This window comes from uncultured Cardiobacterium sp. (assembly GCF_938028825.1).
Taxonomy (GTDB): domain Bacteria; phylum Pseudomonadota; class Gammaproteobacteria; order Cardiobacteriales; family Cardiobacteriaceae; genus Cardiobacterium.
On the sequence record NZ_CALIZP010000054.1, the window covers coordinates 1 to 25,787 of the forward strand.

The 25,787-nt window shown below is 63.6% G+C and carries 26 protein-coding genes and 1 pseudogene; 11 read left to right on the forward strand and 16 right to left on the reverse strand.

The features are described 5' to 3' along the window. Positions 1–158, forward strand: a pseudogene (locus tag Q0562_RS08485) (malate dehydrogenase); the annotation flags it as partial. Between the two features lie 67 nt (positions 159–225). Then, positions 226–741, forward strand: a complete 516-nt coding sequence (locus tag Q0562_RS08490; protein WP_298643469.1) for a hypothetical protein — start codon at positions 226–228, stop codon at positions 739–741. A gap of 5 nt (positions 742–746) precedes the next feature. On the opposite strand, the gene Q0562_RS08495 is transcribed toward Q0562_RS08490, so the two are convergent. The 4 genes from Q0562_RS08495 to Q0562_RS08510 all read right to left on the reverse strand — a co-directional run bounded on the left by Q0562_RS08495 (position 747) and on the right by Q0562_RS08510 (position 5,282). Then, positions 747–1,568 (reverse strand): hypothetical protein, encoded by an 822-nt coding sequence (locus Q0562_RS08495; RefSeq protein ID WP_298643470.1) that lies wholly within the window; start codon positions 1,566–1,568, stop codon positions 747–749. 2 nt (positions 1,569–1,570) lie between these two features. Then, positions 1,571–2,023, reverse strand: coding sequence for a ribonuclease HI (gene rnhA / locus Q0562_RS08500; RefSeq protein ID WP_298643472.1), 453 nt, complete (start codon positions 2,021–2,023; stop codon positions 1,571–1,573). Positions 2,024–2,190: 167 nt separating this feature from the next. Continuing rightward, positions 2,191–4,200: an NAD-dependent DNA ligase LigA gene (gene ligA, locus Q0562_RS08505; protein WP_298643473.1), complete on the reverse strand. Its 2,010-nt coding sequence runs from the start codon at positions 4,198–4,200 to the stop codon at positions 2,191–2,193. 23 nt (positions 4,201–4,223) lie between these two features. Beyond that, the gene (locus tag Q0562_RS08510) at positions 4,224–5,282 is read right to left on the reverse strand and encodes a hypothetical protein (protein WP_298643474.1); all 1,059 of its coding nucleotides are present in this window, start codon (positions 5,280–5,282) and stop codon (positions 4,224–4,226) included. Between the two features lie 191 nt (positions 5,283–5,473). Between Q0562_RS08510 and Q0562_RS08515 the strand changes: the two genes are divergently transcribed. Then, complete coding sequence (locus tag Q0562_RS08515) at positions 5,474–6,547, forward strand: AI-2E family transporter (RefSeq protein WP_298643475.1); 1,074 nt, start codon at positions 5,474–5,476, stop codon at positions 6,545–6,547. 60 nt (positions 6,548–6,607) lie between these two features. Here the strand turns inward: Q0562_RS08515 and Q0562_RS08520 are convergent, their stop codons facing one another. Genes Q0562_RS08520 through Q0562_RS08530 form a run of 3 tightly spaced genes read right to left on the reverse strand, consistent with a single transcriptional unit; the run spans position 6,608 to position 9,182 of the window. After that, on the reverse strand, positions 6,608–7,495 hold the full coding sequence (locus Q0562_RS08520; protein WP_298643476.1) for a transporter: 888 nt from the start codon (positions 7,493–7,495) through the stop codon (positions 6,608–6,610). Further along, positions 7,480–8,055 (reverse strand): DUF1007 family protein, encoded by a 576-nt coding sequence (locus Q0562_RS08525; protein WP_298643477.1) that lies wholly within the window; start codon positions 8,053–8,055, stop codon positions 7,480–7,482. Before Q0562_RS08525 ends, Q0562_RS08520 begins: the two co-directional genes overlap by 16 nt. Then, on the reverse strand, positions 8,052–9,182 hold the full coding sequence (locus Q0562_RS08530) for an acyltransferase family protein (RefSeq protein WP_298643479.1): 1,131 nt from the start codon (positions 9,180–9,182) through the stop codon (positions 8,052–8,054). The genes Q0562_RS08525 and Q0562_RS08530 overlap by 4 nt, the downstream gene beginning before the upstream one ends. Before the next feature lie 158 nt (positions 9,183–9,340). Between Q0562_RS08530 and Q0562_RS08535 the strand changes: the two genes are divergently transcribed. Next, entirely contained in the window at positions 9,341–9,571 is a 231-nt protein-coding gene (locus tag Q0562_RS08535) for a YdcH family protein (RefSeq protein ID WP_298643480.1), read from the forward strand. Between the two features lie 107 nt (positions 9,572–9,678). On the opposite strand, the gene Q0562_RS08540 is transcribed toward Q0562_RS08535, so the two are convergent. Then, entirely contained in the window at positions 9,679–10,953 is a 1,275-nt protein-coding gene (locus tag Q0562_RS08540) for a leucine-rich repeat domain-containing protein (protein WP_298643481.1), read from the reverse strand. 159 nt (positions 10,954–11,112) lie between these two features. Between Q0562_RS08540 and Q0562_RS08545 the strand changes: the two genes are divergently transcribed. Genes Q0562_RS08545 through Q0562_RS08555 form a run of 3 tightly spaced genes read left to right on the forward strand, consistent with a single transcriptional unit; the run spans position 11,113 to position 13,827 of the window. Continuing rightward, positions 11,113–12,399, forward strand: coding sequence for a TRAM domain-containing protein (locus tag Q0562_RS08545; protein WP_298643482.1), 1,287 nt, complete (start codon positions 11,113–11,115; stop codon positions 12,397–12,399). Positions 12,400–12,403: 4 nt separating this feature from the next. After that, positions 12,404–13,150, forward strand: coding sequence for a TatD family hydrolase (locus Q0562_RS08550; RefSeq protein WP_298643483.1), 747 nt, complete (start codon positions 12,404–12,406; stop codon positions 13,148–13,150). Positions 13,151–13,155: 5 nt separating this feature from the next. Beyond that, positions 13,156–13,827 carry a hypothetical protein gene (locus Q0562_RS08555; protein ID WP_298643484.1) on the forward strand — a complete coding sequence of 224 codons (672 nt, stop codon included), beginning with the start codon at positions 13,156–13,158 and terminating at the stop codon, positions 13,825–13,827. 123 nt (positions 13,828–13,950) lie between these two features. Here the strand turns inward: Q0562_RS08555 and Q0562_RS08560 are convergent, their stop codons facing one another. After that, positions 13,951–14,796, reverse strand: a complete 846-nt coding sequence (locus tag Q0562_RS08560; protein ID WP_298643486.1) for a D-amino-acid transaminase — start codon at positions 14,794–14,796, stop codon at positions 13,951–13,953. Further along, complete coding sequence (brnQ, locus tag Q0562_RS08565; RefSeq protein WP_298643487.1) at positions 14,793–16,136, reverse strand: branched-chain amino acid transport system II carrier protein; 1,344 nt, start codon at positions 16,134–16,136, stop codon at positions 14,793–14,795. The genes Q0562_RS08560 and brnQ overlap by 4 nt, the downstream gene beginning before the upstream one ends. Positions 16,137–16,280: 144 nt before the next feature. Between brnQ and Q0562_RS08570 the strand changes: the two genes are divergently transcribed. The 3 genes from Q0562_RS08570 to Q0562_RS08580 all read left to right on the forward strand — a co-directional run bounded on the left by Q0562_RS08570 (position 16,281) and on the right by Q0562_RS08580 (position 18,811). Beyond that, positions 16,281–17,153, forward strand: coding sequence for an aldose 1-epimerase family protein (locus Q0562_RS08570; RefSeq protein ID WP_298643489.1), 873 nt, complete (start codon positions 16,281–16,283; stop codon positions 17,151–17,153). 130 nt (positions 17,154–17,283) lie between these two features. After that, entirely contained in the window at positions 17,284–17,958 is a 675-nt protein-coding gene (locus Q0562_RS08575) for a phosphoglycolate phosphatase (protein WP_298643490.1), read from the forward strand. Positions 17,959–18,061: 103 nt separating this feature from the next. Continuing rightward, on the forward strand, positions 18,062–18,811 hold the full coding sequence (locus tag Q0562_RS08580; protein WP_298643491.1) for a hypothetical protein: 750 nt from the start codon (positions 18,062–18,064) through the stop codon (positions 18,809–18,811). A 32-nt stretch (positions 18,812–18,843) separates the two neighbouring features. Here Q0562_RS08580 and Q0562_RS08585 read toward each other — a convergent pair whose 3' ends face one another. Together Q0562_RS08585 and Q0562_RS08590 are read right to left on the reverse strand one after the other, a co-directional pair. Further along, positions 18,844–20,607: a SurA N-terminal domain-containing protein gene (locus tag Q0562_RS08585; RefSeq protein ID WP_298643493.1), complete on the reverse strand. Its 1,764-nt coding sequence runs from the start codon at positions 20,605–20,607 to the stop codon at positions 18,844–18,846. Between the two features lie 202 nt (positions 20,608–20,809). Beyond that, the gene (locus Q0562_RS08590) at positions 20,810–21,079 is read right to left on the reverse strand and encodes a hypothetical protein (RefSeq protein ID WP_298643495.1); all 270 of its coding nucleotides are present in this window, start codon (positions 21,077–21,079) and stop codon (positions 20,810–20,812) included. Between the two features lie 17 nt (positions 21,080–21,096). Between Q0562_RS08590 and Q0562_RS08595 the strand changes: the two genes are divergently transcribed. After that, a complete protein-coding gene (locus Q0562_RS08595; protein ID WP_298643496.1) occupies positions 21,097–23,019 on the forward strand; it encodes a TonB-dependent siderophore receptor in 1,923 nt (640 codons plus the stop codon). A gap of 234 nt (positions 23,020–23,253) precedes the next feature. Here Q0562_RS08595 and rsfS read toward each other — a convergent pair whose 3' ends face one another. The 4 genes from rsfS to lptE are packed head-to-tail and all read right to left on the reverse strand — an operon-like array spanning position 23,254 to position 25,773. Continuing rightward, complete coding sequence (rsfS, locus tag Q0562_RS08600; protein ID WP_298643498.1) at positions 23,254–23,589, reverse strand: ribosome silencing factor; 336 nt, start codon at positions 23,587–23,589, stop codon at positions 23,254–23,256. Positions 23,590–23,612: 23 nt separating this feature from the next. Next, on the reverse strand, positions 23,613–24,293 hold the full coding sequence (locus tag Q0562_RS08605) for a cold shock and DUF1294 domain-containing protein (RefSeq protein ID WP_298643499.1): 681 nt from the start codon (positions 24,291–24,293) through the stop codon (positions 23,613–23,615). Further along, a complete protein-coding gene (holA, locus tag Q0562_RS08610; RefSeq protein WP_298643500.1) occupies positions 24,290–25,306 on the reverse strand; it encodes a DNA polymerase III subunit delta in 1,017 nt (338 codons plus the stop codon). Before holA ends, Q0562_RS08605 begins: the two co-directional genes overlap by 4 nt. Continuing rightward, positions 25,303–25,773, reverse strand: coding sequence for an LPS assembly lipoprotein LptE (gene lptE, locus Q0562_RS08615; RefSeq protein ID WP_298643502.1), 471 nt, complete (start codon positions 25,771–25,773; stop codon positions 25,303–25,305). The genes holA and lptE overlap by 4 nt, the downstream gene beginning before the upstream one ends. Positions 25,774–25,787 lie beyond the last annotated feature (14 nt).

Genomic DNA, 25,787 nt, shown 5'->3' on the forward strand with positions numbered 1-25,787 from the left:
CCCCCGGCATCATCTATTCTTACCCCTGCCGCTGTAAAAACGGCGACTACGAAATCGTGCAGGGCCTGGACATTGACGCATTCAGCCGCGAAAAAATGGATGCCACCGCCGCCGAACTGCGCGATGAACGCGCCGCCGTGGAAAACCTCCTCAAATAAAGGCAGACGGCACAGTGAAGCCCCGCTCCGGCGGGGCTTTTGTCTATCCACCACCTTGCCCCACCCCATGTTGCGCTACCTCATCGGCGGCATCAGCGTTGCCGCCGCCCTCGCCTGGCTTGTGCTGAAAATCTTTTTCCCCGAAGAAGGCATGGCGGCCTTCTGCGCCCGCGCGCTGGGCGGCATCGCCCTGCTCGGCGGTGCCCGGTTGCTGTATGCGCCGCAACGCCGCCTGCCCGCTGCCGCGCTGGCTTTATACGCCGCCGTCTTTCACCTCGCCCCGGTCGGGCTGGATCTCATCGGCGGCACCACGACGCGCACCGTGCATGACTTCATCCTGGAAAGCTGCGACCGCTCCCGCCCGCGCCTTTTTGCGCAGCGCCTGATTCTGCCGGACAGCGGCGACAGCCTGCGCATCAGCCTTGACACCCACCTCGCCCTGAGCAGCGCCACCACCCTCCGCCTCACCTATTGGCGCAACAGCGGCATCATCCGCCACTTCGACATCGTGCGGCAAGACAAAGACGCCACCTACTGCTCGCTGCACAATCAGTACCGCCAGCAGCGGCAGCGGCAGCGCTGAAGCCGCTATCCGCCGCGCCAGAAGCGCAGTGGATACGGCCATTCGTTGCTCATGAAATGGCTGCTGAGTTCATCTTTGTGCCCGGGCAGATAGCGCCCGGCGACAGGATGGCCGGGCACATGCAGGAGGCCGGCGTAGCTCAGGGCGATGAGCACCATCCTGCGGCAATTCCGGTTGCCCGGGCAGTACGGGGCGACGGCTTTGAGCAAGTCGCCGAGGCCGGGATAGCGTTCGCGGTGGCGGTTGACCTCATCCGCGAAGGCGAGCAGGCGGTCATCCGCCGCGCCCTCCTCTTCGCGGCAGGGCAGGCGCAGGACGAGAAAGCTGTACGCCTCCGGGTAGAACGGGCTGTGCAGCTTGCGGAACTGGTGCCACAGCATTTTCCGGCGGTCGAGCGGTTTTTCTTCACGTGCGGCGGTGAGGGCCGCAGCGGTGGCGTTCTGGAAGTAGAAACAGGCGGCAACCTCGGCGACGACGCCCATGTCGCCCCGCGCAGCAGCGGCGGCAAGACGCGGGGCAAGCGGCGCGGGGTCGGTGTTTTCCAGCACGTGCAAGGCAGCGCGGGCGGCATCCGCCGCCGTCATCCCGGTGGCGGGCAGATTCATCCCCTGAGCGAGACGTTCATAAGCGCTGTCCAGCGCGGCATTGGGCGCGGGCGTCACCCAGCCCATCGCTTCCCGCCCGCGCTTGTCGTAATTCCAGTGCAGGCTGAACAGGGTGTGCACCCAGGCGGCATCGAGACGGCTGCGCTTGGCGATGCCGGCGAGGGTGCGCTTGGCTCCCGCGCTCTGGTTGATGGCGCCGATGTCGAGCACAGGGGATGCCACGCTCAACCGCCCTGCTGCAAGGCGCGGATGGCCTCGTTCGCCAGTTGGTCCGCCATTTCGTTGCCGGGGTGGCCGCTGTGGCCTTTCACCCAGCGCCATTCGATGTCGTGTTGCGCGACCAGCGCATCCAGCGCCTGCCACAGTTCGATGTTCTTCACCGGTTTCTTGTCGGCGGTTTTCCAGCCGTTGCGTTTCCAGCCCGCCAGCCATTGGGTGATGCCGTTTTTCAGGTAACTGCTGTCGGTGCTGATGACAATGGGGCAGGCGCGCTTGACGGCGCGCAGTGCCTCGATCGCGGCGGTGAGCTCCATGCGGTTGTTGGTGGTCAGCGCTGCCGCGCCGTTCAGTGTTTTTTTGTGCGCGCCGTAGCAGAGCAGCGCGCCCCAACCGCCGATGCCGGGATTGCCCTTGCAGGCGCCGTCGGTGTAGATATGCAAAATATTGTTGTCATTCATAAATTCACTCAATGTTGAGCCAATTCCCTTCATACGGGACAAAATGCCGCCAAGCGGCGTAAATACTGGGGGCACGTAGGGTGGGCTTCAGCCCACCGGGCAGGCTGCATTATTGATAGCAGTGCGGAAGAAGCCCCGCCGAGCGGTGTAAATACCGGGCTCGCCAATCAATCCTGCCCGTCCAGCCACGCCAGCAATTGCGCCTCGTCGATGATGGCGACGCCGAGCTCCTGCGCCTTCGCCAGTTTGCTGCCCGCTTTGTCGCCTGCCAGCAGGTAGTCGGTTTTTTTCGACACGGCGCTGCTCGTTTTGCCGCCCAGGGCGACGACGTGGGCGGCAGCGGTGTCGCGGCTCATCGTCGGCAGGGTGCCGGTGATGACCACCGTTTTCCCCGCCAGCGGGCTGTCGGCGTGGATGACGGGTGCCTCGACCGCCGGCCAGTGCACGCCTGCCGCCTGCAAGTCGGCGATGACGGCAAGGTTGGCGTCGTCGAGGAAGAAGTGGCGGATGTACTGCGCCATCACCGGGCCGATGCCGTCGATGGCCTGCAAATCGGCTTCGTCGGCGGCAAGCAGCGCGGGCAGTGCGCGGTAGTGGCGGGCGAGCAGCTCGGCGCTGACGTTGCCGACTTCGCGGATGCCGAGGGCGTAGATGAAGCGGGACAGCGTCGTCTCTTTTGCGGCATTTAGCGCGTCCAGCACGTTCTGCGCCGATTTGCTCGCCATGCGCGGCAGCGCCGACCAATCGTCCAGCGTCAGGCGGAAAAGGTCGGCGGGGCTTTGTACGCTGCCGTTCGCCACGACTTGTTCAATGAGTTTGTCGCCGAGACCCTGGATGTCCAGCGCTTTGCGCGAAGCGAAGTGGATCAGTGCCTGTACGCGTTGCGCCTGGCAGTGCAGACCACCGGAGCAGCGCGCCACCGCTTCGCCTTCGGGGCGGATGACTTCGGAGGCGCAGACCGGGCAGTGCATCGGCATGGTGAAAGGCTGGCTGTCGGCGGGGCGTTTTGCCACGACGACTTTGACGATTTCCGGGATGACGTCGCCGGCGCGGCGCACGAAGACGGTATCGCCGACGCGCACATCCTTGCGCACCACTTCGTCGGCGTTGTGCAGGGTAGCGTTGGTGACGGTGACGCCGCCGACTTCCACCGCTTGCAGGCGGGCGACGGGGGTAACGGCACCGGTGCGGCCGACTTGCACGTCGATGGCTTCGACGATGGTGGTTTTTTCCACCGCCGGGAATTTCCATGCCACCGCCCAGCGTGGCGCGCGTGAGACGAATCCGGCGGTCTGCTGTTCGGCGAAACGGTCAGCCTTATAGACAATGCCGTCGATTTCATAAGGCAGATCGTGGCGGTGCGCGGCCATGTCCGCCATATAAGCGGCGGCGGCATCCGCGCCGGTGAGCGCGCGTTGCAGCGGGCAGACGGGTAGCCCCCAGGCGCGGTATTGCGCGAGCAGCTCGGTGTAGGTCGCAGGCAGGATAAAGCCGTCGTGTGCGCCGTAGCCGTAAGCGAAGAAACTGAGCTGGCGCGCGGCGGTGATGGCGGGGTCAAGCTGGCGCAGGCTGCCAGCGGCGGCGTTGCGCGGGTTGGCGAAGGTCTTGCCGCCACTTTGCAGGGCTTGCGCGTTCAGCGTGGCAAAGGCCGCCTTCGGCATATAGATTTCGCCGCGCACTTCGATGACGGCAGGCGGGGCATCGCTCAAAAGCCGCAGCGGGATGGCGCGGACGGTGCGCACATTGGCGGTCACGTCCTCGCCGGTCGCGCCGTCGCCACGGGTCGCGGCACGGGTCAGTACGCCGTTTTCGTAACGCAGGCTGATGGCGAGACCGTCGAATTTCGGCTCGGCGGATAGATGCAGTGATGTGTCGCTGCCAAGGCGCTCTTGCAGGCGGCGGTAGAAGGCGGCGAAATCCTCGGCGTTGAAGACGTTATCCAGCGACAGCATCGGCACGGCATGGGTGATGGGGGCAAAAGTACCGTCTGCCTTGCCGCCGACGCGGCGGGTGGGCGAATCATCAGGCACCGGCGCGCTGCTGGCTGCTTCCAGTGCGCGCAGTTCCTGCATCAGCGCGTCATATTCGGCATCGGCGATGGTCGGGTTATCGAGGACGTAGTAGGCGTGGTCGTGGGCGCGGATCGTATTGCGCAGTTCTTCAATCGGGTCGGTCATGCAAGTTCCTTTACTGAGAGGGTTCACCAGTCGCGCACGCGGTCAATGGCCTCTTGTACCGCTTCCAGATCAGCCTCTGCGCCGTGTTTCTCAGCGGCGAGATGGGCAATCTGCCAATAGGCGGTGCAGAGCAACTCGCGCTCTTCCGTTTCAATCCAGGCGAACCGGTTAAAAGCGGCGGCGTAGGCGGCGGCGAGCCGCTCCAGCCCGGCTTGCCAAGTGGCAGCGGGCAGGGCCAGTGCCTGTTTGAGCGTGTCCCGGTAAATCCTGACGGCCTTTTTCGCCTCTTTCGGCGGGATATGTTCCGCCGCTGTGAAGAAAAACAACGGATTGTCATCATGGGCGGCATACCACTCCGGTTTGCGCAATTGGGTGATTTCATAGGTAATGCGCTGCGGCTGCTGTCTGGCGAGCGTCTGCAATTGCTTTTTCATGGCACTGCCGATGTCATGCGGCACCCCCACCATCCAGACAAGATTCAAATCCGGCAGCAGCGACAAATCGGGAATCGTCGCGGCTTCTATCCGCACATCGAAAAAAGCGATAAAGCGCAATTTGCTTAATTGCACCACTTGCTCGAAATGCGCAATCGTGACGCCGCGCATCACCAGCACCCGCGCCTGCGGCTGCGCGGCGGCAAAAGCGGCCAGGTCAAACACCTCATCGTGCAGCCAGGCGCTGACGTCGGTGGGGCGGTCATAAGGCGGCACCCGTTTCTCCTGGGGAATAAATGCGGGGGCATTCATATTACCGCCATAAATCACCGGCCGGGTATCGGCAATGAGCGGCAAATGGCCGATGCGGACATGATCTTTCGGGATATAGCCGTGCAACGATTCAATGGCATGAAAGGCGGTTTGATGCGGCTGCCCGCCGACAGACATCATGTGCATTGGCGGCAATGTCAGCTGATGAATGTCGATATCGTCAAGGCGGGGATAAAAACCGGTGAAAGGCAGGATATGCGTCGTGGCCAGCTGATTGGCCTTCGTTTCCTGATAGCGGATGAATTGATAGGCGGTGTAGCAATCACCGAGATGGGAATAAGCGGCAAAAATATCGCCGGGCACGGGTGTGGTCATCAAAGGCTCCGGGTAGGCGGGGTGGCATGGTCCAGTCGTTTCAACCGGAACTGATACGGTGTCGGCGCGCCACGGTCTCCGGCCCGCCGCCCTGTCTCAGCCCTGTTTGCAACGACTATAACACGCAGGGCAAGCCGCGCGGCAGGCGGAACCGCTATAATCCCGCTCCCGTCATTTCCCCGAGCATGCCCATGCCCCACACCCTGCCTCCGCCCGACAACGGCATTTTCCGCAATGCCTCGTACCTGCTGATGACCCTCGCCCTGTGGGCGGTCCTGCAATACCACCTGCTGCCGCTCCTGCTCGCCATCATCCTCACCTATGTCTTCATCACCCGCGCCAACGGCTTCATCCTCTGGCTCTGCCGCCGCCTGCTGCCGCGCCACACCATGCTGCAACGCTTCGCCAGCATGCGCCACATCAATCTCTTCTCCTCCACCATGACCATCGGCCTGGTGCTGCTCGGCATTTTCCTGCTGTCACTGAGCGCCTTCCAGCTGCTGAGCGGCGAGCGCATCGGGGTGATGCTCGGCAAACTGGCGGCGATTCTCGAAGACACGAAAAACAGCAAGGAACTGCCCGCCTTCATCCTGAACCTCCTCCCCGAAAACCTTGACGAAATCAAAACCCTCCTCTCCGGCCTCATCCGCGAATACAGCGACACCCTGACCCGCATCAGCAGGAACAGCCTCACCATCTTCGTGCACATCCTCATCGGCATCCTCATCGGCACCATGCTCAGTTTCCACCGCCTGCACAAGCGGCACGACCGCAACGCCGTCCCCGTCTTCAAGGCCGAGCTGCTGCGCCGCGTCATCACCTTCCAGAGCAGCTTCGAGCGGGTCTTCATCGCGCAGGTGAAAATCTCGCTGATCGACACCGTGCTCACCGCCATCTACCTCTACGCGGTGCTGCCGCTCTTCGGCGTCGAGCTGCCCTTCCGCCTCACCGTGCTGGCGATTGCCTTCATCGTCGGCCTTATCCCGGTGGTGGGCAACCTCATCTCCAACGCCGTCATCATCATCCTGAGCCTCGGCGTCTCGCTCTATGTGGCGCTTTCCTCGCTCGTCTTCCTCGTCGTCATCCACAAGCTCGAATATTTCCTGAACGCGAAAATCATCGGCGCGGAAATCGAATCCACCGCCTGGGAACTGCTGCTGGTGATGGTCATCTGCGAGCGCATCTTCGGCATCGGCGGCATCATCATCGCGCCGGTGTACTACGCCTATTTGAAGAACGAGCTGAAACGGCAGGCGCTTATCTGATGCCGCCCGTCCTCGTCAACCGCCGCTGATGCGGCGGTTTTTTATGGCACACAGACGGGATTAACGCGGCAGGCCGATGGGGTTGGTGGCAGGGGCGGGTGCGGTGTCGCTGTCGCCGTGCCAGAGCAGGATGCCGAGGAGGATGAGGATAAGGCCGCCCGCGAGGGCGAGGCTGCGGGTGAGGCGGGCGAGGCGGTTACCATCGCGGATGAAGCGGCGCGCGAGTTGCCGTTTGCCGTGGTAGCAGCAGAGCGCGATGGCGGTGATGGTCAGCGCGGTGCCGCAGGCGATGGCGAGCGTCATGGCGATGCCCGCGCCGATGAGCCCCCAGCTCCACGCGGCGGCGAGGCTGATGACGGCGCCGCTGCACGGGCGGATGCCGATGGCGATAATCGCCGCCCACGGGCTGAGGGCGGGCGTGTCGTGATGGTGATGACCGCAGGCGCAGTGCGCGTCGTGGTGACGGTGCGGGCGGTGGCGGTAGAGGATGTAGGTGCCGATGGCGATGATGAGGGCGGCGTTGGCGCGGTGCAGCCAGTGGCTGTGGCTGACGGCGTCCGGCATGAGCAGGTGCAGCAGCCCCATAAGGAGCGCGACCCAGAGGATGGCGCTCGCGCCCTGCATGAGCGCGCCGCCGAGGGCGATGGCGAGGGTTTGCCGCCGCGCGGCGGGCTGGCTGAGGGTGAAGGTGGCGATGATGGCTTTGCCGTGGCCGGGGCCGACGGCGTGCAGGATGCCGTAGAGGAAGCCGAGGCCGCTCAGGGTCAGCCAGGCGGCGGCGTGGCCGCCTTGTCGCCGCAGGGCGAGGAGTTGCGCGGCGAGATCGCGCTGCCACCGGTTTTGCAGGTGTTGCAGGGCGTGGTGCAGCGGCTGCCAATAGGCGATGAGGAGGATGAGCAGCGCCAGCACGGCCAGCAGCGGCAGGCAGCGGGTCAGGGTGCGCCGCATGATAATTCCGAGGTCTGCGCAAAGACGGCACCGAGGCCGGCGGGTGCCTGGGCGTTCTGGTCGAAGCCTGCCGCCAGCTCTTCTTCGGCGGCGGTCGGGCTGGCCTCGCGGATGGTGAGGGTGCAGCCGTTATCCCATTGTTTCGGTTGGTCGAGGGCGTAGGTAACGTCCATGTAGTAGCTGTTTTCGTAGATTTTGAAGCGCGCCATGCCGCGCACGGGCGCGGTGAGCGGCAGGGTGTAGGCGTAGCGCAGGATGCCGCCCGTGGTGTCGATGGCGCTGTCGCGCGGCTCGGCGAAGCCGAGGCTGTCGCTGTACGTGAAGCCGCGCTGTTCGCGGAAGTATTGGTCGATGTCTTTTTTGAACTGGGCGAGGGCGGCGGCACCCTGATTGCGCTGGATGAGGGTTTCCGAGGTGTAGGGGTCGAATTCCCAGCTTTCCCGCAGGGCAGTGAGCGCGCCGCTGGCGTCGGTTTGCGGGGTAACGCGCAGGTCGATCCACTGGTGCGGGTGGGCAAGGGCGGCAAGCGGTGCGAGGGCAAGGAGCGGCAGGAGCTTCATGAGGCGAGGGCGTGATGCGGTTGTTGCGGTTTCAGGCCGAAGGCGAAGCGCAGGATGGCGACGCGGCGCACGCCTTCGTAGCAGAGGTAGGAAAAGAGGAAGGTAAGGGTGAGCAGCAGCAGGTAGTACTGGGTGTTGCTGAGGGCGGGGTCGTCCAGCAGCCAGCCGAGCATGATGACCAGCGGGTGATGGACAAGGTAGATAACGATGGCCGAGTTGATGAGGTAGCGCACGGTGCGGCTGCCTTCGCGCTGCACGTGGTAAAAATAGTAGAAAAGAAGGAAGGCAGCGCCGCCGGATGCCGTCATTAATACGAGACGCTGCAAGAGGATGCCGCCGATGCCGTTCGTGAAGACGGCGGCGAATTGCAGGCCGTTCAGGTAAATCAGGGTCATGGCGGCGAGCGAGACGAGCGCCAGCAGGACGAGGGTGCGGCGGCTGATCCGCGTCAGTTTGTCCTGATGGTAGAAAAGCAGCGCGCCCGCGAAATAGAAGGGGTAATACTGCACGCTGTGCAGGATGAAGAAGTTGTAGAAGGTGCTGGGGTCGCCGCCGAGGTGCCAGTTTTCGCCGTTCCAGAAAATCAGCGCGGTATAGCCGACCGAGCCGATGACCGCGACCAGCAGGCAGGGCAGCACACCGATGCGGGCAAACACCCCGCGCGGCAAGAGCATATCGATGCCCGCGAAGACCATCAGGCAGATGAGGAACCAGCCGTGCATCACCCAGCGCCAGAAATCATAATGCGCCCAGCGGTATTCCATGAAGATGCTGCCGAAGACTTGCAGGATGAAGTTCGCGCCGAGGCAGCCGAGCAGCAGCGGGATCAGCACACGCTTCAGCCGCGCCCGCCAGAACACCGCTTTCGGCTTGCGCGCCAGCGTCATCTGCGAGAGAAAACCGGAGACGAGGAAAAACGCTTCCATGCGGAAGAGGTGTTCGGGATAAATCGCGGCATAAAGCGCCATCGAGCGGTGATACGGGCTGGCGTAAACGAAGGCGGCGAACGGCGAGAGGACGGCGGCGGCGTGCCAGAAAACGCCGATGAGCATCAGCGCGGCGCGCAGTTCGTCGAGACCATAATAATAACGGGGCGCGGGGGTGGGGCGCGGGGTGATGGCGGACAAAATCAGGCCTTGCGAAGCGGAAAGCAGCCATTATTCACAAACGGCAAACAAATGGAAACTTACTGTTTCAAAACCCGCCGGGGCGTGCCGCTGCCCGCACCGGCACATGAAAATACGGTAAAATGCCGCCATCCCCCCACAACATAAAGGAAAATCCCATGCTACACGAATACCGCGAACTGATTGCCGAACTGCGCCAGAATGACAACCACTTTGCGCGCCTGTTCGACGAGCACAACAGCCTTGATGAAGAAATCAAGCGCATGGAAAACGATGCCGCCGTCGTCGCCAACAGCCAGACGGACATCGAACGCAAGAAACGCGAAAAACTTGCGCTGAAAGACCGCATCTACGACTACCTGCGCAAGAAAGAAGCCGAACGTGCCTGAACCGCAGCATTCCCACAAGCCCCGCCTGCGCGGGGCTTTTTGTTTTGGATGACGCAACACCAGGCGAAACAGCGCCTGATGTATTTGCAGGCGGATAATAACGGCCATTACTCGTCCAGCAGGGAAGAATCATCCAGCCAGATGGTGAGTTCACCCGCCCGCTCGCGATATAGCCGTTTGAGCGAATCCGGCAAATGGCATAAAGGATTACCCATTAAATTAAGGAAGGATAATTGCTGCAAATTACCAATAAATTCCGGCAAAGTAGTGAGCTGGTTGTTACTAAGCGAAAGCTCTTGCAAATTTTTGAGATGCTTGATAGATGATGGCAAAATGGAAAAGTGGTTGTCAGACAGCCAAAGCATTTGTAACTTCTTGAGCTGTCCAAGTTCTATTGGCAGAGTAGAGAGTTGATTATTGAAAAGATCAAGCGCTTTTAGACTGTTAATTTGGCAGATTTCCTGCGGCAGAGTTGAAAAGAGATTTTCCCCAATATGGAGCGCTTCCAGATGCTGGAAGTGTCCTGTTGATGGCGGTAGCGATGTTAGCTGGTTATAGGAAAGTTCGAGCATTTTCAGTCTGTCAAGCTGTGCAATCGTTGACGGTAACGCGGTCAGTGCATTGTGGTCAAGATACAGTTCTTCCAAATTACCGAGCTGTCCGATCGTTACCGGTATGGTAGTTAGCCGGTTCTCGCTGAGATCAAGTTCACGCAGGCTGGCAAGTTGTCCAATAGTCGAGGGTAGCGTGGTAAGCCGGTTTTCATTGAGGTCAAGTTTTTGCAGATTGCCGAGCTGACCAATTTCTTCCGGCAGGGTAGAGAGGCGATTAAAATAGAGGTATAACTCTTGCAAGTCTTCCAGTTGCCCGATTTCGGGCGGTAGTGTGGCAAGCGGATTACCACCGCCAAAAGTTGACAAGCCCAAAGAGAGTATCTGTAATTTACGGAGTTGACCAATTTCCGGGGGAAGAGCAGTAAGATCATTGTCCCAGAGATTTAATATACGGAGATTAGCCAATTTGCCAATTTCTGCGGGCAAGGCGGCCAGTTGATTGCCCCAAAGATTCAGGATTTGCAGCTTGTCGAGTTGTCTTATTTCCGGCGGTAGGGTAGTAAGTGAGTTAAAGCCAATTTCAAGGGTTTGCAAATTACGGAGTTCACCAATTTCCGGAGGAAGCGTAGTGAAATCACCGTAGGTAATATTAAGATGTCGCAAGACAAGCAAGGCTTTTTTATCGCGCGGCAATATCTTCTCGGATAATTCCAGTTCATCCGCCCAAGCGCAAAGGCGCACAAACCAGCCATCATCTTCATGCGGGTCAGCCGATAGAGAGGCGTTACGCGGCGTCGGGATTTTGTGGTCGTCATCAGCACGGATCATCGGGATTACCTCGCAATCAGGAAGCGGATGGGAGGAATTATAGGAATCTTCGGCAGGCTTTGGGCTGGCCTGCCGCCAAGCGGGACAAAACGGGGGTTTCCGCCTGAATCACCTCCGCAGCGGCGTAAAATAACGCGTCAACCGTTTCCCATCCCAATTATGTCCAGCACCCTCACCCTCGACATCACCGGCTTCGATTTTGAGGCGCGCGGCGTCGCCCGTCACGACGGCAAAACCGTCTTCGTCAGCGGTGCGCTGCCGGGCGAGCGCGTTACCGCCCGCCTCGTGGAAAACAAAAAACGCTACGCCACCGCCGCAGTCCTCGACATCCTCAGCCCTTCGCCGGAGCGCGTCGCCCCCGCCTGCGCCCATTACGGCGACTGCGGCGGCTGCGCCCTGCAACACGCGGATGATGCCGCCGAACACCGCCTCAAAGAAACCGTCTGGCTGGAACAGCTGGCGCGCATCGGCGGTGTCCGCCCGCAGACCGTCCTGCCCGCCGTCAGCGGTGCCGACTGGCACTACCGCACCCGCACCCGCCTCGCCTGGGACGGCGTCAACCTCGGCTACCGCGCCCGCGCCGGCAACCGCGTCGTCCCCATCACGCACTGCCTCACCCTTGCCCCCGCGCTCGCCGCGCGCCTGCCCGACATCCGCACCCTCTGCGCCACTCTCGCGCGCACGACTGCCATCCTCGGCGTGGATCTCAGCGCGGGCGACGATGTGAATGTGCTGCGCATCCGCCTGCGCGATGCCGTGGACACGCTGCCTGCGCAGGAAGCCGTGGCCCGCTGGAACGACGGTGCGGCGCAACCGTGGCAAATCCGCCTGCAACACGGCGCGGATACTGTTGCCATCCCGCCTGGCGCGCCGCCGCTTGCCTACCGGCTTCCCGATTACGGCCTCACCTTCCCCTACGCGCCGGACGACTTCACGCAAAACAACGCCGCCCTCAACCGTCGCCTCGTGCCGCTGGCGCTGGCGGCGCTGGCGGCACCGGCGGGCGCGCGCGTTATTGATTTCTTCTGCGGCCTCGGTAATTTCAGCCTGCCGCTGGCGCGCAGCGGCGCGGAGGTGCTCGGCATCGAAGGCGGGGAGGCGATGGTTGCCCGCGCGACCGCCAACGCCGCCGCACACGGGCTCGCCGACCGCTGCCGCTTCACCCGCGCCGACCTCTTCGCCGTGACCGCCGGGCAACTGCGCCGCTGGGGTCGGGCGGACTACTGGTTGCTTGATCCGCCGCGCGCCGGGGCGCAGGCGCTGTGCACGGCGCTGGACGCACAGCACGGCCCGGCGCGCATCGCCTACGTTTCCTGCAACCCCGGCACGCTCGCCCGCGATGCCGCCATTCTCAGCGGCAAAGGCTACCGCATCGCCAGCGGCCGCCTGCTGCACATGTTCGCGCAGACCGCCCACGTCGAAAGCCTGCTGCTCTTTACCCGCTGACGCCATGCCCGCCTTCACCGACAGCCACTGCCACCTCGACTGGTTTCCCGATCCCGCTGCCACCGTGCAGGAAGCGCAGGCGGCGGGCGTTGGCCGCATCGTCATCGCCGCTATCTCCCGCGCGCGCTGGGCGGACGTGACGCGCGCCGCCGCCCTGCCCGGCGCGTACGCCGCCTACGGCCTGCACCCGCTCTATCAGGCCGAACACAGCGACGACGACCTGCACGCGCTGGAAACGCAAATCCACAGCCACCCGGCCGTCGCCATCGGCGAATGCGGCCTTGACTTCCTCGGCGGCGACAGCGCCGCGCAACGCGCCACCTTCGCCGCGCAAATCGACATTGCCCGCCGCCACCATCTGCCGCTGCTCCTGCACGCGCGCAAATCGCTGGATGCCGTGCTGCATCACCTGCAACGCGCCTGTTACCCCCGCTTCGTCATCCACAGCTTCACCGGCTCGGACGCGCAACTGGCGCGTATCCTCGCGCTCGGCGGCTACATCGGCATCGGCGGCACCTCGACCTACCCGCGTGCCGCCCGCCTGCGCCGCCAACTGGCGACCGCCCCCGCCGACCGCTACCTGCTTGAAACCGACGCGCCCGACCAGCCCCTCTGCGGCTACCAGGGCGAAGCGAACCGCCCGGCGCGCACCGCGCTTGTCGCCGCCAACCTTGCCCGCCTGCGCGGCGAAAGCCTCGCTGCCATCAGCCGTCAGAGTGAGGCAAACTGCAACACCTTCTTCGCTTGGTAAACCCCATGACCGCTTTCACCCTGCACATCGACGCCGCCACCCTTGCCGCGACGCAAGACGCCTGCCGTGCCGCCATCACCGCCCACATCCTGCGGCAGGATGCCGCTTACCGGCAGCGCCTGCCCGTCCGCCTCCCCGTCTGGCAGCGCCGCGTCCTCATCACCTGCGGCATCGGCCTCATCTGCTGCGGCGTGCTGCTCCTCCTGAGCTGCCTGATACCGCCGCACACCCCTACCCCGCTGCGCTACCGGCTCGGCATTGCGCTCGGCATCGGCGGCGGCATCGCCGCCCTCTTCCTCGCCCGCCATCTCCGCCTGCGGGCAACAGGCGGCGGCGCGGGGCGCGTCATCACCGCCCTGGCGCGATACAGCGGGCGCAAGGCCGCCGCGCGCATCTTCGCCGCCGTGCCGCAGCCGCCGTTCACCACCGCCTACACCCTCGACGGCCGCCACATCCGCTACACCCGCGACGGCCACCCCGTCTGGCAGCGCGAACTGCCGCCCGGCGCGCATTACCTCGCGGGCGACGGCTTCGTGCTGATTTACCCGCATGCCCGCGCCTGCCGCCCCGCCGTCTTCCTCTTTGCCGATGACGCCCGGCAGCCGCTGCTTGTTCGTCATTTGGTACAGGCGGGACTGTCCCGCTGCGAGCCATATAGCCGTTTCAAACAGAAATGATACGGCGTTGGCGAGCCTCGCCGTACTACCTGTACTGCCTTCGGCTCGCCGCCTTGTCTCCTTCCTGTTTGAAACGGCTATAAAAAACCCCGCCTGGGCGGGGTTTTTCTCTTGGCGCGGGTATCAGCCCCGCAGGCGGGCGATATAGCCCTCGCGCAGGGCGCGGGTGTATGTGCCCGGCGTGCCGTCGCCGATTTTTACGCCGTCAATTTCGACCACCGGCAGCACGAAGGAACCGGCAGCGCTCATCAGCGCCTCATCCGCCGCTTGCGCCTCGGCGATGGTGAAGGGGCGTTCGTCCAGGGTGAGACCGCAATCCTGCAACAGGGTGAACAGCGTCTGGCGGGTGATGCCGTTCAAGATTTCGTGCGTCGCCGGACGCGTCGTCAGGGTGTTGCCCCTGATAATCCATACATTGTTCGAGCTGCCTTCGGTAACGAAGCCGTCCGGCGCGACCATCCAGGCATCATCGAATCCCGCCGCCTTCGCCGCCATCTTTGCCAGCGACTGCGCCAGCAGTTGCGTGGTCTTGATGTCGCGCCGCCCCCAGCGGATGTCGGGATGCGCCATCACCCGCAAGCCTTTCTGCGCGGCGGGCACGTCGATAATCGTCTTCGCCTGGGTGAAAAGCACCAGCGTCGGGCGCATCGCCGGGTCATAGAGAAAATCGCGGTCCGCCGTGCCGCGCGTAACCTGAATATAGACAATCCCCTCGCGCAGCTGATTGTCGGCAATCAGCCGCTCTTCCAGCGCGACCAGTTCGACCGGCGGCAGCGGCAAGGGCATCGCCAGCTCGCCGAGACTGCGTTCCAGGCGGCGCAGGTGGCCGTCGTTATCGACCAGGCGGCCGTCCACCACCGCGCTCACCTCATAGACGGCGTCCGCCATCAAAAAGCCGCGGTCAAATATCGAGACCGCAGCGGTCTCCTCCGGCAGGAACTGCCCGTTTACATACACGATTCTGCTCATGACATTTTTTCCTCACGTTGTACAGAAGAACCCCCAACCCGGCGCAGCATGATGCCGACCACGAACGCGACCGCAGCGGGCAGCACCCAGCCGAGTTGAATATCGAAAAACGGCAGCCAACGACTGATGGCGGCGACCGTTTCAGCGGAAAAGCCGGCCGCCTGCCGCGCGGCATCAAGCAGCCCGGCGCAGGCGGTGGCGGCAACCGTCAGCACATACACCACGCGGCTGCCGCCGAAAAAGCGGTGCGCAAAGGTCAGCAGCACCAGCACGATGGTCAGCGGATAAAGCAGCATCAGCACCGGCAGCGACAGGCGGATAATCCCGCTCAGGCCGTAATTGGCGAACACACCGGCGACGAGCACAAACAGCACGGCGAAGCGCACATAAGACACCTGCGGCAGCAGGCGGTGAAAATACTCGGCGCAGGCGCAAATCAGGCCGACCGAAGTCGTGAGGCAAGCGAGGAAAATAATCACCGCCAACAGCCCCTTGCCCGCGCTGCCGAAATAAAAATGCGCCGTCTGCGCCAGCACGGCGGCACCGTTGTCCTGCAAACCGATGCCCGCGACACTGCCCGCGCCGAGACAGGCGATAAACACATACACCAGCGCCAGACAGCACACCGCGAGCAAGCCGGAAAACGCCACCATGCGCAGCACCTGCCGCCGCCCGTGAATCCCGAAGCCCTGCACCGCTTCCAGCACAATCACCGCAAAAATCGGCGAAACAATGCCGTCCATCGTGTTGTAGCCGTCGATCATCCCGGCGGCGACCGGATGCAGCACATACGGCTCATGCGCCGCCTGCAACGCGCCGCTGGGGAACAGCGCCGCCGCACCGACGAGAATGGCGATGGAACACAGCAACAGCGGCGTCAGCACCTTGCCGATACGGTTCACCAGCTCACCCGGCGACAGCGCCAGCCAGCAACTGAGCGCGAAAAAAAACAGCGAAAACAGCGCCAGCGGCATGACCTTCGACCTGCCGGGCGGCAGGAACGGCACGATGCCGATTTCAAACGACACCGTCGCCGTGCGCGGCAGGGCAAACAGCGGGCCGATAGTCAAATACAAGAGTAGCGTGAACACCAGCCCGTAAGCGGGCGACACGCGGGACGCGAGCGACTGTGCGTCGCGCACCCCGGCATAGCCGACGGCGACGATGCCGAGCAGCGGCAACCCGACCCCGGTCAGCAAAAAGCCGAACACCGCGCGGAATACATGCTCTCCCGCCTGCTGCCCCAGCATCGCCGGAAAAATCAGGTTCCCGGCGCCGAAAAACAGCGCGAACAACATCAACCCTGTCGCCCAGAACGCCGACCTGTCAAAAGAACGCATAAAAAACCTCAAAAAAACGCAAAAAAAGCGCCGTGGCGCGAATAAAGCAGAATACTAACAAAAAAATCCCCGCCCATTCCCGCCGATTCCCAACCCATGCCGCAAATACTATACTTCCCGCCCCAAACACACCGGGAGAACCCCATGTACCGACTGGAAAACGACTACCTTGCCATCACCGTCAGCACTCACGGTGCCGAGCTGCAATCCCTCGTCAGCGGCGGTCACGAATACCTCTGGCAGGGCGACGCGCGCTACTGGAAACGCCGCGCGCCCATTCTCTTCCCCATCGTCGGCAAACTCAAAAACGGCGAATACCGCTATCGCGGGCGCAGCTACACCCTGGGGCAGCACGGCTTCGCGCGCGACCGCGATTTCAGCCTGCTCGAACACGACGAAGACCGCATCAGCTTCCGCCTCGAAGACGACGGCGAAAGCGCCGAAAACTACCCCTTCGCCTTCATCCTCGACCTCAGCTACACCCTGCACGGTGACACCCTGCGCGTCGGCTGGCAGGTTGCGAACCCCGCCGCCCAGGAAGACCTGCTCTTCTCCATCGGCGGCCACCCCGCCTTCGCCCTGCCGCTGGCCGAGGGCGACACCTTCGCCGACCACCACATCCACATCGAAACCGCCGAACTCTCCCGCCTCGGCTGGCGCGACGGCCTGCTTGACCCCACCCCGCACCCCGGCGAACGCCACCTTGCCCTCAATTACGCCGCCTTCGCCAACGACGCCCTCATCTACCACACCCCGACGCCGGCCACCATCCGCCTGCACGGCAAACAACCCGCGCCCGCCATCAATGTCAGCTACACCGACCTGCCCTACCTCGGCCTGTGGACCCCGGCGGACAAAGAAGCGCCCTTCATCTGCATCGAACCCTGGGCGGGGGTGATGGACTGCGCCGACTACGACGGCGAACTCGAACACAAACTGGGCATCATCCGCCTCGCCCCGCATAGCGACTGGCAGCGCCACTACGACATACAAATACAGCGGGCGGATGCGGCGTAGCCCCGGCCTTCCCATAAAGTAAAGCCCCTCCCCGCCTGCGCGAAGAGAACCCTCCCCCGCAAGCGGGGGGAGGTGCCCGCAGGGCGGAGGGGGAACCAACCCAAGCACCACAAACCCAGCGAGTAACCCCATGACCATCCACGCCCTTGCCTTCGACCTCGACGGCACCCTCTGCGACACCCTGCCCGATCTCGCCGCCGCCGCCAACGCCACGCGCGTGCACAGCGGCCTCGCCCCGCTGCCCACCGCGCGCATCGAAAGCTACATCGGCGACGGCATTCCGCGTCTCGTGCACCGCGTCCTGCTCGATGCCCGCGACGGCGACGCCGAAGCCGCGCAACACGCCGCCGCCTATCAATATTTCACCGCCTACTACGGCGACCACCTGCATGACGCCACCCGCCTCTACGACGGCGTCGCCGCGACCCTCGCCGCCCTGCGCGCGCGCGGCCTGCCGCTCGCGGTCGTCACCAACAAAAACGAGACCCTCGCCCGCCGCCTGCTCGCCGCCCTCGGCATTGCCGATTACTTCGCCCTCTTCTACGGCGGCGACACCCTGCCCGAAAAAAAACCGGCACCGCTGCCGCTTCTCACCGCCGCTGCACGGCTCGGCGTCGCGCCTGCCGGGATGCTGATGGTCGGCGATTCCGCCAACGACATCCGCGCCGGCAAAGCCGCAGGCTGCCCCGTCGCCGCCGTTACCTACGGCTACGCCGACACCCGCGCCCTGCACGAAAACCCCGCCACCCGCGCCGATTATCTCATCGACCGCTTCGCGCAACTGACCGACCTCATCCGGGCATGAGCGTCCCGTCTGATGGGGCATGCCGCCCCGCTTGCGCGGTTTTCAGCGGTTTGCGGGTTCATCATCCATTCACGGTTGTCATTCTGTTTTTTTGGAGGTTTTTATGTCCCGGTTACGTCGATGGCTGGCCGCGCGGTTTTCGGGGCGGCGGCAGGCCGCGCCGCAAGGTGCCGCGAGACTGCCGGCCGGGGATGCGGTGCTGCGTATCCCGGATGGTCATCCGCCGCTGGATGACACCCCCGATCAGCCGTTGGCATTTGGCCTTAAAACCTGCTGGCTGGCGGTCAAGACGACCGCGCCGGAGCGGGTGCTGGCGCTGCTCAAGGCGCAGGATGTGCGCCGCGCCAACTGGCAGAGCGGCATCGATATGGCGTACTGGGCGCAGCACGGGCAAGACAGGGAGGCCGTCGGTGTGGTGTTCGTCTCGCCGCCCGTGCAGGGCTGGGTATTCGTCGTCGGCATGCCGCCGCTAGAAGCGGCACACGCGCCCACCACGCAGTGCTTCGAGGCGCTGCTCGCGCCGCTGGTTGCCGGTTTTCCCGAAGTGCAGGCTTTCGCCAGCCACCGTGGGGTGGATTATGTCGCCTGGGCCAGGGCCGTCGATGGGCAATGGCTGCGCCGTTTCGCCTATGCCGACGGCGGGATTATGCAGAACGAGGGCGCGCAGACGGCGGAGGAGCGGCAGTTGGGGCTGATTGAGCTGCATGGCCCGGCGTTTGCGGCATGGCTGGATTGCGGCGGCAGTGAGGAATGTATGCCGCTGCAACTGGCGGGGCGGTGGAGTATCAATCCGGAAGCGCTGCCGGGGATGGGTGTCGCGCCCGGTGTCGGCCGGGTCGGGCGGATTTTCTGAAATAAAAAAGCCCCGCATGGCGGGGCTTTTCGTTACTGGCGTTGCAGCATGTCGTCGTTGACTTTGATTTTGGCCCGGCGGTAGAGCCAGTCGCCATAGCTGTTGTAGGTCGTCGCCATGTCCTGCTGCTGCCAGGCAAAGGCGGCGGTTTGGCGGATGTTGTCCGGTAGCGTCTTGGCGTCGCCGTCGCGCACACTGTCGAGGCGGGCGATGATGAGGTCGCCGTTCGCGCTGGTGTGGGCGGTGATGCGTTCGGGTTTTTCAAAGAGGACGGGCACAATCGGGTTGTTGCTGAAGCGGTTGGCCGGCGTGATGGTTTGGATTTCTACGCCGTATTCCTGCACCAGCGGCGCGGGGTCGCCGTTGGCGGCGAGCACTTTTTGCAGCGCTTCGCCGCGCGTGCGCAGGACTTTTTCCGCCTCGGCGTTGCGGTAGTCGCGTTCGACATCGTTTTTCACGTCGGCAAACGGGCGCGATTCGGGTTTTTCGCGGTGGGTGACGACGAAGAACACGGTTTGCTGCGGCGCGATTTCGACGGGATCGGCGGTCTTGTTGTCCGCCAGCGCCCTGGCACCGAAGAGTTGTGCGCGCACTTGCGGGTTTTGCAGCCAGGCGGCGTCTGTGCTCGCGGCGCTGATGTTTTTCAGGCTGGCGATGGTGCCGCCGGTGATGCCGGTGATGGCGGGCAGCGGCTGGCCGTTTTGCGCGGCGTCGAAGGCCTGGTTGGCGCGGCTGTCGTAGATGTCGAGGTTTTGCTGGGCGGCGAGGCGGCGCAGTTCGTCATCGCTTTGGCTGTTCGCCTCGATGCTGCCGAGTTCGATCAGCATGTCGCCGTATTCGCTTTTGACCACGGGGCTGACGTCGCCGCTTTTGCCGAGGGCGAAGAGGGCCGCGCCGATTTCCGGCGTGATGCTTTTGTCTTTGGCGGCGGGGTCGAGGGTGCCGGTTTCGCCGCCGGTGCTTTTGTCGGCGACGGCCTGCCAGTAGTCGGCAAAGGTCTTTTCGCCGGCTCTGATGGCGGCGGCAGCGGCGGCGGCGTCTTTGCCGTCATCAAAGATGATGTAGCGGCCGCCGCGTTTTTCGCTGTCCCGCCGCGCGGCGGCGATTTGTTCCGCGCTCGCGCCGAGGTCGGCGATGTCGTAGATGGTGTAGTCGATGTCCACGGTTTCCGGCGTCATGTAGTCGCCGCTGTGTGCGTCGTAATAGGCGTGCAGGGCGTCATCGCTGACGCCGACGGCTTCCGCCAGCGGGGCGCGCGGGATGGTGTAGAGGGTGTAGCCGCGTTCTTGTGCCAGCGTGTGCAGGTAGTGTTGCAGCAGCGGGTGGTTCTCGCCCGGGTCGCTCAGCAGGGCGCGGTAGTAGGCGGATACGGTCTGATCCTGACGCACGCTGTTCTGGTAAGCCTCGGCGCTCAGGCGGTTGGCGGCCAGCCATTGCCGGTATTGCTCGTTGTCGCCGAACTGGCTTTTGATGATGCGGTAGAGGGCGGTGTCCGGCAGGACGAAGCGGCTGTCCAGCGCATGCTGCCGGAAGAGGCTTTGCGTGATGAGGGTGCGCAGGGTGCGCTCTTTGGTCTCGGCTTCGGGGAGGTCGGGGAATTGCTGCTGCATGTCGCGATAGACATTGTTGTAGGCGCTGAGCGGGATGTCATGGCCGTTGACGGTGGCGACGGTGGCGAATTCGCCGCCCGGCTGGTTGAAGAAGGGGACGCCGATGAACAGCATGCCAATACCGGCGATGATGACGAGGGCGTAGGTGATGCGGTTGGTCTTTCTGTCGCGGATGTCTTCGAGCATGGGGTTTTCCGTGGGGTGATAAAGGCGCGGATTGTATAGCGCTTCCGTCTTTGTTACCACCGGCGGCGCGGCGCGGACGAGCGCTTTCCCTGCCACCCGCCGCTACACGGTTGGTAGGAATTTTCGCTGCGTTTTTCTGTGTTTGAATGATGTTTTGTCGTTGTTGTAGTGGTAACTTGCGTTGATGTGAGTCAAGCATTCATCATTCATATGTATGTAAAATCCCCGGCGATGCCGTCCGGCCCCCGCGAACACGCCGCACGGCGTCGTTGCTTGTTGTTTCCATTGAGGGTTTTACCATGAAGACTTTGTACTTGACGCCGCTCGCTGCCGCGTTGGCATGGCCTGCCCAGGCGGCGGACAGCGACACCCTGGCCCCGGTCGTGGTGCAGCACGACGCGGCCGCCACCGTCACCGCCGCCACCGGCCTCCCGCTCACGCCGCAGGAAACACCGCAGGCGGTCAGCGTCATCACCCAGGAGCGAGCGCTTGCAGGCGCAGGGCATCGACACCCTGAGCGGCGCGATGCGCAACACCACCGGCATCAACGTGGTGCGCAGCGGCGGGCGCGAGCATTACATGTCGCGCGGCTTCTATGTGGACCAGTTTGCCGAAGACGGCATCAGCACCACCATCGGCGCGCCCGGCGTGGCGGGCAGTCCGGCACGCGACCCCCGCCGCATCACCGACCTTTCCATGTACGAACGCATCGAAGTCGTGCGCGGCGCGCCGGGGCTGGCCACGGCCAACAGCGAGCCGGGCGGCACCATCAGCGCGGTGCGCAAGCGGCCGACGGACGACACCCACATCGGCGGCGACCTCACCCTGGACCGCTTCGGCAAAACGCGGGCGACGCTGGACGCATCCGGCACCCTGAGCGCCGGACACGGCCTGCGCGGACGCGGTGTGGTCGCGCTGGACAACGGCCGCACCTTCCAGAAACGCGTCAAGGGCAACAACGCCGCACTCTACGGCGTCCTCGACAAAACCGTCGGCACGGCGGGCACCCTGACCCTCGGCGGCTATTACCAGTACCAGCGGCAAGTGCCGGACGTGAACGGCCTGCCGCAACCGGCGGACTTCACCCTGCCGCGCAAAACCTACCTCGGTGCCGCCTGGAACAAGGACGACATCCACAAATGGGGCGGCTTCACCGCCTACGAACACCGCTTCAACGACGACTGGAAAGCGGGCGCAACCCTCGAATACCGCCGCGAACAATCCAGAGACCGCTACGCCTACCTCGACGGCACGGTCAGCCGCGCCGCACCGGAGATGGCCGAAGAAGACCTGCACCGCGACAGGCGCAACAGCACCCAGCTTGCCTTCAAGGCCGACCTGAACGGCACCTACCACGCCCTCGGCCGCAGCCACGAACTCTACGCCGCTTACGACTACAACCGCGAAAAAAACCACATCGACTACGACCGCATCGACAGCGACAGCACACACAACATCTTCACCTACACCGGCGACATCGCCCGCCCCGACTGGGCAAAAACCGACTTCACCAGCGCCACCGACAGCAACTTCACCACCCACAGCCTCACCCTGAGCTCGCGCTTCAACGCCACTGACGACCTGCATCTCATCGGCGGCGCGCGCTACACCCGCTGGCAGCGCCCCTACCACTACCGCTCGCAAAAAACCGGGGCGGCGGCGGACGAAACCCACAAAACCTACAAAAACAACCGTCTCATCCCGTTTTTGGGCGCGACCTGGGACCTCGGCGACAACCACAGCCTCTACGCCAGCTACGCCAGCATCTTCAAACCGCAGGCGAACCTCGACATCAACGGCAACGTCATGCCGCCCGCCATCGGCCGCAGCTACGAAATCGGCTGGAAAGGCAGCTGGCGTGACGGCGGCCTGAACGCGGGCATCGCCCTCTTCCAGACCGAACAGCACGACCGGCAAATCAACTCCGGCAAACGCAACGCCGCCGGACAGCGCTACTGGATCCCGATGGACGTGGTAAGCCGGGGCGTGGACGCGGAAATCGGCGGCGACGTGAACGAACAACTGCGCCTCTACGGCGGCTACACCTACAACATCAGCAAATACAAAGAAAGCGGCGGCAGCATCAGCAAAGGCATGAATTTCAGCGCGCAGACCCCGCGCCACCTCCTGCGCCTCTACGGCGACTACCGCCTGCCCTTTGCCGAAAAATGGCGGGTGGGCGCGGGCGTCAACTGGCAAAGCCGCATCGTCAGTAGCTGGAACAGCGAACAGAGTTCCTACGCCTTGTGGCAGACGGGCGTGCACTACGACGCAAGCGACAAACTGAGCTTCGGCCTTGCCATCGACAACCTCACCGACAAGCGCTATTACAGCACCCCCGGCGCGGCGGGCTTCGGCAACTACTACGGCGAACCGCGCAACGCCATGCTGACCTTCCGCTGGAACCTGTAATACCCATTCCGGGAGAGATCAGGAATGAGACAGGGCGGCGAGCTGAAGACAGTACAGATAGTACGGCGCGGGTTTTATGGGTACCCGGCGCGGCTCGCCGACACCGCATCATTCCTGTTTGGAGCGACTATAAAACAGCGTTCATAGCCAATGGCGGGCTGAAGCCCGCCATGAATATGGTTACGGCGGGCCGACGCCCGCCTGCGGAGAAAGTCTTGTTGCTTGAAACCGGTTTCAGTCGCGCGTCGGCGGCAGCGACCACAGTTTTTCCAGGGCGTAGTGTTCGCGGGTTTCGGGGCGCATGAGGTGGACGATGATGTCGCCGAGGTCAACCAGCACCCAGTCGCGGCTGTCTTCGCCCTCCATGCCGAGCGGCGGGTGCCCGGCGGTTTTGCTGTCGAGATGGACTTTGTCGGCAAGGGCGTGCAGGTGGCGGTCGGAGGTGCCGCTCGCCACGATCATGTAGTCGGCGATGTCGGTTTTGCCGGCAAGGTCGATGGTTTCGATGTCAACGGCTTTGAGTTCTTCAAGGCTGTGTTCGACCAGGGTTTTCAGTGCGTCTGCGTTCATGGGTTCCTTTGCTTTGGATGGTTTCAGAAGTTGGTCAGCGGGTTGTAGGGCGGCAGGTAGGCGATGAGCAGGTAGAGGATGCCGAAGTTGGCGACGATGCTCGCCCAGAAGAAGCCGCGAAAGCGCTTCTGGTTGAGTTTGTGGCGCAGGAGCGGGCGGGCGATGAGCGCGCCCGGCCAGCCGCCGAGGAGGCTCGCCAGATGCAGGGTGGTGTTGGGGATGCGCTGTCCGCCCTGTTCGGCGGCACGCTTGTCGTAGCGGTAGAGAACGACGGTCAGCACGCTCATCACGGCGCTGGTGATGCCGAGCGGCAGCGAGATGAGGGTCAGGCCGAGGAAGTAGAGGACATCGAGCACGGCATAGACGTAGCCTTCGATGCGTTTGGGTTTGCTTTTGTCGGCGATGTCGTAGGCGTCGCTGTCCATGATGGCATGTTCGTGTTCGCGCAGGAGGACGCGGCTCGCCTGCCAGCCGCCTTTCGGCGCAGGGACGGCGAGGAAGGTGACGGCGGTATCCGCCGCCGGGCGGCGGTGGTGGTAGGCGAAGTTGCTGATGTGGAAGAAGAGGTTTTCGTGCCCGGGCTGGATCTGGATGAAGCCGTAGCCTTTTTCGTCGTTCCAGTTGATGATGCGGCCCTGGTAGGCGCGGCCTTCTTCGAGTTGCAGCGGGATGCGGCGGTTTCTGCGGGGCGGGGTGTAGGTCATGCGGCTTGTCGTTGTTGTTGGGCGCGGAGGAGCAGGTGCTGTTTGAGGGTGTGCCAGTAGTCGCCATGTTCCGCGCCTTTGGTGATGCGGTCGAGTCTGGCGGCAAGTTTGAGCAGGGTGCGCCGGGCGGCGCTGCCGTGTTTGCCGAGTGCCGCCTGGTAGCGGCGCTGCTGGCCGGCAAAGATGTTGTACTGCGTGTAGTGTTCGGGGTGTGCGTGTGGCGGCAGGTTGGCGAGGCCGATGAGAACGGTCATGTCGCGCTGGATGAGCCAGGTGATGAGGGTGGTGTCGCGCGGGTTTTCCGCTTCGAGGCGGGCGGCGATGCGCCAGGCGTTCAGCCAGTCGGCACCGAGGATGGCGTCGCTCAGGGCAAAGGTGTTGAATTGCGAGAAGTCGTCGAGCAGTTCGGTGAGCAGGGTGTCGTCGATGACGCTTTGCGCCTGCGGGTGGATGGCAAGGCGCTCAATCGCCTGTTTGGCAGCAAAGAGGTTGCCCCGGCAGTTGGCGAGCAGCAGTTCCTGCGCGGCTTCTGTCAGGCGCAGTTTGGCGGCATTCAGGCGGGTGCCGATTTGTTTCGCGAATTGTTCGGGGGAGAGCGCCTGGCTCATGATGGCGAGGTTGCCTTTGCTGAACAGCGCCTTGTACCAGGCGGTGGTGTGCGGTTTGTCAAGGTTCGGCGCGTAGAGGATGAGGCGGGTGTTGTCGAGCGGCAAGGCGGCGAGACGGGTGAGGGTGTCGGCGGTCGCCTTGTCCGCTTTTTTCTGGTCGAGGTAGAGTTCGAGCAGGCGCCTGGGCGCGAAGAGCGAGGGGGTTTCGAGTTCGGCGATGAGGGTGTCGATGCGGGTGTCGCCGTAGAGGCGCTGCCGTTCGCCGAAGCCGTCGGCGGTGGCGCGCGCACGCAGGGCGTCCAGCGCTTCGGCGTTCAAGAGCGCTTCGCTGCCGTAGATGAGGCTGACGGCAGGCAGGGGATGGGTTTTCAGGTGGCGGGCGGTGTCTTGCGCGGCGAGGTTCATCGGATAATGGCGTTGAGGTAGCGGATGAGCTTGTCGGCGTTGTCGCGCGCGATGTAGCGGTGCGCCTCGGCTTCTTCCTGGCGGCTGCCGAGGTAGGTGTTGCTGCGGTAGAGGATGTTGCTGCGCCCGGTGAAGGTCTGGCTGCCGCGCGTCTCACCATTTTCGCTGATGGTGGCGCGGAAGCTGTCGAAGATTTCGATTTCCTGGGTGTCGCCCTTGCTGCCGGTCGAGGTGCGCACGCGCTGGTTGTCGATATCGCTGATGCTGACGCGCACGGCGGCATCCGCGCTTTCGCTGATGCCTTGCTGGCGTAGGGCGGCGCGGATGGCCTCGGCGAGTTCGCCGTTGCCGTCGGGCAGATCAAGATGGATGCTGTGCACATGGTTCGCCTGTTGCGCGCCTTTGAGGTGAAAACCGCAGGCGGCGAGAGCAAAAGGTACGGCAGCGAGGAGAAGGCGTCTTTTCATGCGAGGGGATGAAC